This window comes from Trichocoleus sp. Lan (genome assembly GCF_039961855.1).
Taxonomy (GTDB): domain Bacteria; phylum Cyanobacteriota; class Cyanobacteriia; order Cyanobacteriales; family FACHB-T130; genus FACHB-T130.
Genome location: NZ_JAMPKA010000001.1, coordinates 91,720 through 103,857, shown reverse-complemented (window position 1 = coordinate 103,857; position 12,138 = coordinate 91,720). Strand labels below are relative to the sequence as shown.

General features: G+C 44.7%; 8 protein-coding genes. 4 read left to right on the top strand and 4 right to left on the bottom strand.

What is annotated here, in order from left to right; all coding sequences use genetic code 11:
- Nucleotides 1-156 precede the first annotated feature (156 nt).
- Nucleotides 157-1,047, bottom strand: coding sequence for a hypothetical protein (locus tag NDA03_RS00400; protein ID WP_190413354.1), 891 nt, complete (start codon nucleotides 1,045-1,047; stop codon nucleotides 157-159).
- Between the two features lie 177 nt (nucleotides 1,048-1,224).
- The gene (locus NDA03_RS00395) at nucleotides 1,225-2,616 is read right to left on the bottom strand and encodes a malic enzyme-like NAD(P)-binding protein (protein WP_190529953.1); all 1,392 of its coding nucleotides are present in this window, start codon (nucleotides 2,614-2,616) and stop codon (nucleotides 1,225-1,227) included.
- 152 nt (nucleotides 2,617-2,768) lie between these two features.
- Here NDA03_RS00395 and NDA03_RS00390 point away from each other — a divergent pair, with 152 nt between their 5' ends.
- Complete coding sequence (locus NDA03_RS00390) at nucleotides 2,769-3,203, top strand: SRPBCC domain-containing protein (RefSeq protein ID WP_190413358.1); 435 nt, start codon at nucleotides 2,769-2,771, stop codon at nucleotides 3,201-3,203.
- A gap of 388 nt (nucleotides 3,204-3,591) precedes the next feature.
- Here NDA03_RS00390 and NDA03_RS00385 read toward each other — a convergent pair whose 3' ends face one another.
- Nucleotides 3,592-4,338, bottom strand: coding sequence for a DUF6816 family protein (locus NDA03_RS00385; protein ID WP_348236984.1), 747 nt, complete (start codon nucleotides 4,336-4,338; stop codon nucleotides 3,592-3,594).
- Between the two features lie 86 nt (nucleotides 4,339-4,424).
- Complete coding sequence (locus NDA03_RS00380; RefSeq protein ID WP_190984526.1) at nucleotides 4,425-4,832, bottom strand: ChuX/HutX family heme-like substrate-binding protein; 408 nt, start codon at nucleotides 4,830-4,832, stop codon at nucleotides 4,425-4,427.
- Nucleotides 4,833-5,574: 742 nt separating this feature from the next.
- Between NDA03_RS00380 and NDA03_RS00375 the strand changes: the two genes are divergently transcribed.
- The 3 genes from NDA03_RS00375 (at nucleotide 5,575) to NDA03_RS00365 (ending at nucleotide 11,931) form a co-directional block, all read left to right on the top strand.
- A complete protein-coding gene (locus NDA03_RS00375) occupies nucleotides 5,575-7,872 on the top strand; it encodes a filamentous hemagglutinin N-terminal domain-containing protein (protein ID WP_348236983.1) in 2,298 nt (765 codons plus the stop codon).
- A gap of 317 nt (nucleotides 7,873-8,189) precedes the next feature.
- Nucleotides 8,190-10,688 (top strand): CHAT domain-containing protein, encoded by a 2,499-nt coding sequence (locus tag NDA03_RS00370; RefSeq protein WP_348236982.1) that lies wholly within the window; start codon nucleotides 8,190-8,192, stop codon nucleotides 10,686-10,688.
- 469 nt (nucleotides 10,689-11,157) lie between these two features.
- Nucleotides 11,158-11,931 carry a DUF928 domain-containing protein gene (locus tag NDA03_RS00365; protein ID WP_190413370.1) on the top strand — a complete coding sequence of 258 codons (774 nt, stop codon included), beginning with the start codon at nucleotides 11,158-11,160 and terminating at the stop codon, nucleotides 11,929-11,931.
- Nucleotides 11,932-12,138 lie beyond the last annotated feature (207 nt).

Below are 12,138 nucleotides of genomic sequence, written 5' to 3'. Positions count from 1 at the left end.
AAATCTTTAAGGTGCTGTGGGTCTAAATCGCATAGCGATCGCGCTGAGTTGGCAATGGATAATCGGTCAGTAGTTAGGAGTCATTACTTAAAGGACGTATGACTACTGACGATTATCACAGCCTCAACTCCTGGAAAAATTCAATCTCAGGGCAGCTTAAAACTTAGCATTCTCTGGGATGGGTCTGCCCTTAGGCGCTGGGGGTAAAACTGGGGGACGTTCGTAGGGCATGGGAATGTACTGCACGCTTGGACGTCCTCCTTGGGGCTGCGGATAGAAATCCATCAGGTTATAGATTGACATTGGCAGCCCTACCGTTATCGGCATACCAAGCTCTGTGGCTTCTTCGACTGTAATCGGATAGTCATGGGTGACGCGCCCTGTAGTGATCGCGTCCACAATCCGTTCGATGTTTTCGGGAGCAATTTTCGGTTGGGGAATATTGTCTTTCAAGAGGGTTCGGACAAAGCGCTGCACCTGATCCATCGCTTTGCGCGAGAGGTCTGCCATGATGATCGTGTTGTCGTCGATTTCGCTAATTGGCTTCTGTTCGATGACTTTGAGGACACTCGCCGCTGCCATATTTCCCAACTGGGGATCGACTGGGCCTAAGACAGCGTTGGCATCCATGACGATTTCATCAGATGCTAAAGCTAACATGGTGCCGCCGCTCATGGCGTAGTGGGGTACAAACACGGTGACTTTGGAAGGGTGGCGAATTAACGCTCGAGCAATCTGCTCGGTTGCTAGCACTAAACCACCTGGGGTATGCAAGATTAGATCGATGGGAACTTCGGGAGGTGTGAGGCGAATTGCCCGTAGCACCTGTTCTGAATCTTCAATGCTAATGTAGCGCGAGATGGGAATTCCTAAGAAACTAATCGATTCTTGCCGGTGAATTAGCAAAATCACTCGACTATTGCGCGATCGCTCGAAATTCCGCAAGGCTTGCACTCGCTGAAAAGCCAAGCGGCGTTGTTGGAAGGCGGGCAAGATCGAGCTGACAGCCAGAAATACCCAGAAGAGGTCAAAGAAACTAAAGCTCATTATTCCCTAGCAAGAACGCAGTATTCCCCCTTATTCTTCCAATATCTAGAAAATTGAAACTCTATCTGTAGAGCAAACTATTTCAAAGATGAAAATGGGGAGTCGATTGTTGGTCGCTTCCCCGCTTTCCAGTTCCAGACGCGATAGATTGCGCCTGGAACCAGCTGCTTTTCTCGCTTAATGGCGGGCGATGCCCTCTTGACGGGCGGCGGCTTGCACGGCACCAGCGACGGCATTGACAACGCGCGGGTCGAACACAGAGGGAATGATGTTTTCCCGGTCGAGGTCGGAGGGTTTGACTAAAGAAGCGATCGCGTAAGCGGCTTCTAGATACATCGTGGTGGTAATGGTCTCTGCACGACAATCGAGCGCCCCGCGAAAAACGCCAGGGAAGGCGAGGACATTGTTAATTTGATTCGGGTAGTCGCTGCGTCCGGTTGCCATGACCGCGACATCTTCTGTGACTAATTCCGGCTGAATTTCAGGAATAGGATTCGCCATTGCAAAGACAATCGGATCTTTTGCCATCGAACGCACCATTTCCGGCGTTACAACTCCAGGCGCACTGACGCCTAAGAAGACATCAGATTGTTGCATGGCATCTGCCAAGTTACCGCTGGCTTCGACAGCAAATTCTTGCTTTTCCGGGGTGAGGTCGGTGCGTTGGCTGGAGAGAATGCCTTTAGAATCGCACATCCAGATGGATTGTGCGCCCGCTTTCTTGAGCAAACGAGCGATCGCTACCCCAGCAGCACCCGCCCCATTAATCACAATTCGGACATCCGCTAAGGATTTTTTCACTAACTTGAGGGCGTTAATCAATGCGGCAAGGCTAACAATTGCGGTGCCATGTTGATCGTCGTGAAACACCGGAATATCGAGTTCCTGCCGCAGTCGCGCTTCAATCTCGAAACAACGAGGGGCAGCAATATCTTCCAGGTTAACGCCGCCGAAGACTGGGGCAAGATTTTTTACCGTGCGGATAATTTCATCCGTGTCTTGGGTATCCAGGCAAATCGGAAAGGCATCAATCCCGGCAAATTCTTTAAACAACATCGCTTTGCCTTCCATTACCGGCAACGATGCGGCTGCGCCCAAGTTGCCCAATCCCAGTACGGCGCTACCATCGGTAACAATCGCAACCGTGTTTTGTTTAATCGTGAGAGTGTGAACCTGTTCCGGGTCAGATGCGATCGCCATACAGATGCGACCGACGCCGGGAGTGTAAGCCATTGCTAAATCGGCTTGACTTTTCAGCGGAATTTTACTCTGCATCGCGATTTTGCCGCCGCGGTGTAAGTTAAAGGTGCAATCGTAGACATCGATTACCTTGACATCTGGCAATCCTTTCACGGCTTGCACAATTTGTTCGGTGTGTTCCGTGCTGGCGGCATCGACGGTGATTTCTCGCACCACAATATTGCGAGTCCGCTCGATTAAACTAATTTGACCGATGTTACCTCCGACACTAGCGATCGCGGTGGTGATGCTTGCTAACATCCCAGTGCGATTGGGAATCTGGAGGCGAATCGTTAAACTGAAGCTAGAGTTGGGTGTTAGGTTGACCATGCTGACTAAGGATTTTAGATTTAAGATGATAGATTTTGGATTGGGAATCTAAAATCCTTTCCTCCAAAATCCAAAATTGTTCGCTCCTAGCCTAAAGGAGCTGCAAGTTTCCAATTGTACCCAGTTACACTACCGGATTAGCTGCCGCGATAATGGCGAGTCTCTATACCGAAATTGAAATTAATGCTCCTAAGCAGGAAGTTTGGCAGGTTCTGTTGAAAAAAGAAAAGTGGTACAAGTGGAACACTTTTTTATTTGACCTCGACCCAACGGTGCCATTTAAGCAGGGGGAAGAAGTTTTACTCTCTGTGCGGCGCGTACCGGGTGAGGAGGAAACAGAGTTTCAGCCGTTGATTACTAGAGTGCAGTCTGGACTATGCCTCGCTTGGGTTTCCTCGATTCCTGGCTTTAAGAATGAGTATGTCTTTGAGTTGCAAGAGATTGGTATTGGACGGACTAAATACTTCCACCGCAACACGTTCTCAGGGGTGCTGACTCGTGTATTTATGCCCTTCATTCGGGATGATGAGCAGCAAGGCATCAAGCGGATGGCGCGGGAGTTGAAGCGTTATGTGGAACGGATGTAAATTCTGGGAACACCTTGCCTTGGCAATTAAAAATCGCGGCTATATAAACTCAGTCTCCCGTTGCGGACTGATGAAATTAAAACCCGCGCACCATCTGGGTTTTGTCTATATAGCCGCGACTGCTACCCGCTAAGGAAATTCGGTTACAAAAACTGTTACCAGCCCTTTTCTATAAGTTGCTGCCGAATAAGATTGTTTTAAGATAAGACTCCTTCAGAAGCCGTGGAACTCCAACTCCCACGGTTTTTTACTTTATATAAGGTGCGGACTTCTCGAAAGCAAAGAAGTAGGGCTAGATTAGGCAAGCAATTGTCTAGCTTGCTTGTGGAGCCGTCTACCCATGCACCCCGATCTGAAGTCACGTAGAGACGCCATTTATCGCGTTTAGCTATTCAACTGGCAAAAGTTGTAGTTGATAGCGATAAAGTGCGACGGGTTGATCGACAGCTTTGAAATAGTCTGGATCTTGAGGCGAGAGGTAAATTGCTGTTACTTGATCGGCTTCAATGGATGAGTGAATCCATTGATAAGCAGTTGTGGTTTCTACAATATTGAAATACGGCTGAGGGGTGCCGCGAAAGACTTGCTGAGACACTTCTGTGGCAATAAATCGATCTGGGGCGAGTGTTTCGGTGCCTCGACTCGTGACAATTGAGACTAGCTGGCGATCGCCTCGCAGTAAAGTCACCTGACGATTGGGAGAATTGGGATCGACTTTGACCGATAAGATCGCGCGATCGCCTAAATATGCCTTCCCGATACTCAACCCGTTAAACGCCCGATCTGCCACTACCGGCTGATTTTTGCCTTTTGTTGAGACAGTTATCGCGTCTTGATTTTTGAATCGCACTGGGAAACTAACGGGCTGATTCAGCTGGCGACGATTGCTTTCAAACCCAGGCGTCACAATTTCTGGCGCTAAGGGTGCCACTAAATCCACTAACGTACTGGTAACGTTCCAAGTACCTTCCATCCAGTCAGGATAAACTAAGTCGCCCTTCGCGGCGCTGACGGGTGGTTTGCTGTCCCAGTGAGGAAACTGCGCCAAACGGTCAGCCAAACCCCCCGCCTGCGCTTCCCCTCCCCACAGCAGCAACCCCAAAATTAGGAAACAACCCCAAAAGACTCGTCGCATCAAGGTAAGCGAGGGTTTGTTTGTAGGTTTAGATAGCTCTTAAACACAGAAAGATCCTCAATTTACCGAGTTTTCAAACATTTCGACTACACCGAATCAACGGGTACTGGTTCCCAAACTTCTCCATATTTCTCCTGAAGAGACTGCCATGCTTCTACTTGTCCTGGTTCGTATTCTCCTGGTTTTCCCCACTGGAGAAATGCGCTCAAGGCGGGTTCATTTTTTTCATCCAAAAAGCGAATAGCATAGGTAGTAAAGTTACCGCGTTTTGATTCGCCTGTCTCAAATTTTACCTGCTTGATAGCATCCATATTCAGATGAAACTCGAATATGTCGGCGTGCATATTAGCGTACTTACCTTTAGGTAATTCTGCATAAAACACCTTTTTCAGCGGACTGCGTACTTCCAAAACAGCAGCACTGCTGGTCACAATCAGACGCAGTGTTCCTAAATTTTCGCAGGATTCTAAAAATTCTTTCAGATTAGCTTTCATGGTGAATTTGAATGTTGGAAAAAGTAAAGCTTTGTTGACATTAATGTGACATTAGGATAACTGATTCTCTAAGTAATCCTGAGGTTTTTGGCAAAAACCTCATGTTAGATAATCAATTTCCCTCATTTTAAAGCATACAAAATCATCCACGCATCAAATTAGCTATTTATTGAAACTCCGAACAAAGTCACCAAGCAACTAAAACCCAGCACAATTGTTTTCGGTTTTCCTTCTACCCTTGTTCTAGCTTTTGCATGGGAATGCTTTTGCATTCAGCGCAGCGGCACAGGCACAGTCGATTGTCTCTGCGACCGATGGCACTGGCATCCATATTATACAGAAGGGCGATGTCTTAAAAGACGATTTCCGGTTCACTTCGACATCACTAGCGGAACTCTTTCAGGCGAAAAGACGAATCTCTTCCATAGCTTCAGCCAATTCGGTTTTAGCCAGAACCAAATTGCCAACATTCTCTCTAATCCGTCTATTTATCTTTTGACTAACACAACTTAAACCTCTCCATCTAAATTCCCGTTGTTGTACTCTTTGAGCGCAAATCCCTTTTTTTAATAGGTCATCTATTCAGGAAAACACGGTAATGATAAACTATTTTATAGGAGCTATCCATCCCACATTTTGTATTACAATCTACCTTTCCCTAGAAGTTTAGGGTGTATTTTCCCTAGGGCAAGTTGTAGATCGCGTATACTGTAGGCAAGCGCTACCTTTGAGTTTAAAAACTGTGAGCCAGCCTGGTCATTTTCTCTGGGTGACTGGTACGATTTTCCTTTTATGGTTAAATAATTCTAGCTGCACCTTAGCACAAATTATTCCGGATGCTACGCTGCCAAATAATACTATTACTATCCCAGAAGGGAACGCCATCCGAATTGAGGGTGGCACGCAAGTAGGCGGCAATCTATTTCATAGCTTTACAGAATTTTCTATTCCTATAAATACTGAAGCTTTCTTCAACAATGCCCTAGACACTCAAAACATCTTCAGTCGCATTACAGGTAGCAATCTTTCTCATATTGATGGATTGATTCGAGCGAACGGCACAGCTAATTTGTTTTTTATCAATCCCAACGGCATTACTTTTGGCTCAAATGCCAAACTCAATATAGGTGGTTCCTTTCTCGCCTCGACTGCTAACAGCATTCAATTTAGCAATGGAACTGAGTTTAGCGCTACCAAGCCTAGCGCCCCCCCATTGCTAATGATAAATGTTCCGATAGGCTTACAATTTAACGATTCAAACGCAGGAGTTATTCGCGTTCAAGGATCGGGACACAATTTCAGGTTCGGACAAACAGGCGGACTAGAGCCGAATACGAAAACCGAGGGTCTAGCGGTGCAACCTGGGAAAACTTTAGCTTTAGTCGGGGGAGAAATCGCCTTAGAGGGCGGTAATTTAAAGGCTGAGTCGGGAGCAATTGAGCTTTGGTCAGTTACTCGTGGCTCATTGCCAATGCAAGTCAGCAGCGAACAAATCAACTTCAACAATGAACAACAACTTGCAGAATTAGGAAGTATTAATTTATCGGGTGCTGCTTCAGTGGATAGCAGCGGCGCACAGGGAGGTTCGTTTCAGATACAAAGCCGAAATCTGAAACTAGAACAAGGTTCGCTCATCGTATCCCTCACAGAAGGATCTCAACCGGGGAGAAGCGCCACCATCAATGTTTTGGATACTGTAGAACTGATTGGTAGAACAGCCGATGGCAGAATCGGTAGCGGCTTTTTTGTTCAGACGAATGGTGAGGGAAAAGGCGGCAATTTAACAATTACAACAGATCGGTTGCTACTAAGAGATGGAGCATCCATTGGTATGGGGACTAACGCTTCAGGGAATTCTGGTACCTTACGAGTGCAAGCGAGGAATGTTCTCTTGGGCGGTCTTTCAGCAAATGGATCGCGTCTGACGGGTATTTTTTCTAATCCTACTTTTGCCTCAACTGGAGTTGGCGGTGATGTGATTATTGATGCTAAACAACTATCTCTTGAAAATGGAGCGGTGATCTCTGTGTCTACCTTTGGCGCAGGTCAAAGTGGCAACATAACAGTTCGAGCCAATGACGTACAAATACGAGGAACTTCTGCAACTGGGGGAATTGGTAGCGGTTTTTATGCTAGGACTAGCTTAAGCAATATTGCGAGTTCTCCACCGCCGTTGACGGGAAATTCTGGCAACGTAACAGTAATTGCTAACAGATTGAGCTTTCGGGAGCGGGCAACAATTAATGTTGCTAATTTTGGGAAAGGCAATGCTGGTAATATTAATATTCGCGCTGCCATAGTTGAGCTAGATAATAACTCGATTATTAGAGCGACTCAGCGACAGGCGGAACAGGGAAATATTACGATTGAATCTCAAGATTTGCGATTGTGGCGCAACAGCCTAATTACGACTGATGCCAGTAACATCATCCTGTTTGATACGGGTCAGACAATTGCAAATAATGATATCAGTACCAATGGTGGCAACATCATTATTAATACAAAAACGTTAGTCGCGTTAGAAAATAGCGATATTACTGCCAATGCTCAACAAAGCTTTGGGGGTCAAGTAAGAATCAATGCTAGCGGCATCTTTAAAACTTCAAATAGCGATATCACCGCCACTTCTAGTCGAGGAACTCAGTTCAGTGGGATTGTCCAAATTAATACTGCTGATGTGAACCCTTCTTCTGGCTTAGTTGCACTACCAGAAAATTTTACTGACATTAGCAAACAAATTTCCCAAGGTTGTTTGGCTTCTAGGGGGAATAGTTTTGTTGTCACTGGACGCGGCGGTTTGCCAGCAGATCCCAATGAAACTTTGTTAGGAAGTACAGTATGGCGGGATTTGCGCCTCCCTAGGGGTAATACCTCCTTACCTGTCCCCGTTTCCAAGACTGCCTCTGCACGTACTCCAATGGTGGAGGCAACTGGATGGGTAAAAAATTCTAATGGTGAGGTAGAGTTGGTTTCCAAATCTATCAATGGTGTGGCTCAAAGTTCCTGGGATGAAATTGCTAGTTGCAGTGTTTCTAAGTAATATAACAATCTTCAATTATTCATGGAATCTTCCGTCTCTTTTCTTTAGTGTCCTTTGCGGTTTATTAAATTTTAAAACTAACTTTAGATTGCTAGAGACTTATTGCAAAAGAAGTTTTATCTTTTGAACCGCAGATAAAAACAGAGAAATATGAATAACCCTTTAATTTTGCAAAAACTTTTATGCTAAAAATAAGGTGGCTTATAAAAAGTATTCATTATCGGATTTTGCTAAGCTTGTTGACACTTTTTTTGGTGACAGCATTTTTACCGGCACTAGCGCAGACTAATCTTAAATTTTCTTATTTTGATTCACAATTGGTATCAATTGTTAAAAATATTCCGGATTCTGATGCTCCTTCAGAATCTAAACAGAATGATGCCTTTGTACTAGAACAAGGCAGAACCCTGTATGAAGCAGGACGATTTGATGAAGCGATCGCATTCTGGCAACAAGCGCTCGAAAACCTGGAGGCGCAGGGCAATCGCCTCCACGCTGCCCTCGTTTTAAGCTATCTGTCGAACGCTTATCAAGAATTGGGTCAATGGGAGCAAGCGAAAAACGCGATCGCTCAAAGTCTCAACTTATTGCAAACCCAACCCGATGCAGCCACTCTTGCCCAAGTTTTGAATACTCAAGGCAGCCTCCAGCTAGCATTGGGACAAACGGAAGCGGCTTTAGATACATGGAAACAAGCTGAAAAAGCTTACGGTTCAGCAGGCGACGACGTTGGGAAATTAGGCAGTTTGATAAACCAAGCTCAAGCTTTGCAAGCATTAGGACTCTACCGACAAGCTAAAACAAACTTAGAACAATTAAATACTCAGTTGCAAAACTTGCCAGATTCCTCGCTGAAAGTATCAGGATTGCGAAGTCTGGGAGTTACCTTACAAGTAGTCGGAGATTTAACTCAGTCCCAGCAGGTTTTAGAACAAAGTTTGTCACTCGCCCAAAGGCTAAACTTTCCCTTAGAAATTAATGCCAGTTTATTTAGTTTGGGAAATACTCTTAGAGCTTTACAAAAACCGAGGGAAGCGCTGGAAATCTACCGAAAGATAGTAGAGAGTTCTCCCAATTCTTTAGTTTTAGAAGTCCAACTGAACCGATTAAGCCTTTTAGTAGAAACTGGACAACCAGCCGCAGCCCAAGCATTATTACCCCAAATCCAGTCTCAATTAGAGAGTATCTTACCTAGTCGCGCTGCTGTTTACAGTCGAGTGAACTTGGCTAGAACTCTCATAAAATTGGGAAATCGGGGAGAGCGATCGCAGATTGTCAATTCTCAAGAGATTGCCCAGATATTAGCAAAAGCTGTCGAACAAGCGCGAATGCTTAAAGACTCGCGTGCTGAATCTTACGCGCTGGGTCAACTCGGATACCTGTACGAACAAACGCAGCAATGGAAACCCGCGGAGGAGCTGACGAGACAAGCACTCGCGATCGCGCAAGAAATTAATGCTTTTAGTATTGTGGCTCGTTGGGAAGGACAACTCGGCAAACTTCTCAAACAGCAAGGCGATATTCCGAATGCGATCGCGGCTTACACCAAAGCTGTTAATACCTTACAATCCCTCCGCAGCGACTTGCTCGCGCTGAATCCCGACGTTCAACTTTCCTTCCGCGAAAACGTCGAACCCATTTATCGTGAGTTAGTAGAGTTACTGTTAGAATCTAATCCCAGCCAAACCAATATTAAACAAGCTCGCGAAGTCATTGAAGCGCTACATCTAGCAGAATTAGATAACTTTTTTCGAGAAGCTTGTTTAGATGTTCAACCCCAGCAAATCGATCAACTCGATCCTCAAGCAGCAGTCATCTACCCCATTATTTTGTCAAATCGTTTAGAGGTAATCTTATCTTTACCCGGAAAACCTCTCAGCCATTACTCGACTAGGCTAGTGAAAAATGATATTGAAGAAACGCTGGAGCAGTTATTAGAATCTCTTAATCCATTTTTTTCAAGTGAAGCTCGTTTGCGTCTGTCTCAGCAAGTTTATCGCTGGTTAATCCAACCTGTTGAAACAGAATTAACCAAAAGTAATATCGCCACTTTAGTATTTGTGCTAGACGGTTCGTTGCGAAGCTTACCAATGGCAGCGCTGTACGACGGTAAACAATATCTCATTGAAAAATACAATATAGTAGTAGCTCCGGGTTTACAGTTGGTTGCACCACGAGTGGGAAGTGCGTCGTTAAGCCAGTTACTTGCCCAAAAGCGAAACAAAATTTTAGCAGGCGGAATTACCGAAGCTCGACAAGGTTTTCCAGCATTGCCAGGAGTAGGAGCTGAAGTCAGCCAAATCGCGTCTGAAGTTCCTTCCAAAGTATTTATAAATGAGGATTTTACCGAAGTAAACTTACAAAACTATCTGAATAAAAATTCTTTTACGGTTGTTCATTTAGCTACTCACGGGCAGTTTAGCTCTAGCTCAGATTCTACATTTATTCTGACGTGGAATGGTAGGATAAATGTCAAAGGATTCGAGAATTTATTACGTTCTAGAGATCCGGGTACTTTTAATCCGATTGAACTATTAGTTCTGAGTGCTTGCCAAACTGCAACTGGTGATAAGCGAGCGGTATTAGGATTAGCAGGAGTAGCCGTGCGGTCTGGCGCACGCAGTACTTTAGCAACTCTCTGGTCAGTGCAAGATGAATCCACTGCTAAGCTTATGGGCGAATTTTATCAGCAACTCTTACAAGGAGAAAGCAAAGTTAAAGCCCTTCGTCAGGCACAGATAGCTCTGCTAAAACAGCCAAAATATGCTCATCCTTTTTACTGGTCGTCTTTTATTTTAGTAGGAAGTTGGCTTTGAATAAGTAGGAGTTTTCAGTCCACTTACTTTGCAATTTTTGGAGGTTCTATTTTAGAAGGCTAACAGAGAGTTACCCCAGGTAACATAGCAATCGCAAAACGGTTCGGATAAGATGATTCCTTAAACAGCAATAGATTAAAAAGCCTCGATAACCCTTGTTCCTAGGCAGCGAAAATTATTGCATATTTCTACTAATCGAACCGTATTGATGGCAATCCTATTGGAGTTATGAGCTAGCGGTTCAGATTCCGAACTTCTTAACCAAGTCGGGAATCTCGCATTCACGAACCCTTTATCTGCCTATTTTTAGCCTTAACTTTCGATAGAAACTCTAAAAGTCCATAAACATGATTACTGTTCGCTGGGGAACTTCTTACAACAACCAAGTATTTCTACTGAAGAAATCTACGTGTTATTACAGTAATAATTAGGTGTAAATTCAGTACAATATTTTTTTTGAGGTAAGAAAATGGTACAGCACAAATCTTTTACCACTCAAACGCTAGTTGCATTTTTTTTATCACTAGGACTGATTATTGCTCCTAGCTTTTTGACTAAAGCGATCGCCCAATCCGAGTCGGTTAACCAATCTCAAACTCTAGCGGGTACTTCGATAGGTCGCGTAACCTTTGAACCTCCAGGAAGTGGACAACCAGATGACACCGCAGGAGGTGCATCTCGTGGTGATGAATGTCCTCAAGCAGTAATCGCTACAGGCGAGTGCGTGACTCCGCTGGTGCCAATAGCTACAAGCAAGTTGACAGTAGCAGAGCATCCAACATTCTTAGTTTATGTACCTCCAACTTCTGCTAAGGAAATATTTTTTGGATTAGTAGACGAAAATAACAATTTTCATTACCAAGCAAAAATTCCGATTTCGAGTCAAGAAGGCATTCTTAGTTTCAAACTTCCAGATAATGCGCCACCTCTAGAAATTGACAAGAAGTATCGGTGGACTTTTATCATCATTGGCGAACAAGGACTCAGACCCGGTAGTCCTGGGGTACAAGGAGAAATTCGACGAGTTAAACTCACTTCCGAGGTAATGAGCCAGCTTCAGAATCAACCTCTACTAGAGCGTGCTGCTCTGTATGGAAAACACGGGATTTGGTTCGATACCGTAGCAAGTTTAGCTGAAGCTAGACGCTTAGAGCCGAGTGAAGCAACTTTGGCTTCAACATGGCAGGAATTGTTAAACTCAATTGGACTACAAGCGATCGCTACCAAGCCACTTTTAAACTAGGCTATGGGAAAATCTAAGGTTTTGAGGATTTAAGAGTAGGGCAGAAAAGAATTGAATTAGTTCAGCAAATATACGTAGGACGGAAAGCAGGCGAGTTGAGTCGGATGCTGCCTAATTAAATTCAAGCATCAATCAATTGCCAAAATCGATAAGGGGAATAGGGAAAGAAGAAGCATTTTCCTTTTCCCCTTCCTCTTATTTTTGATG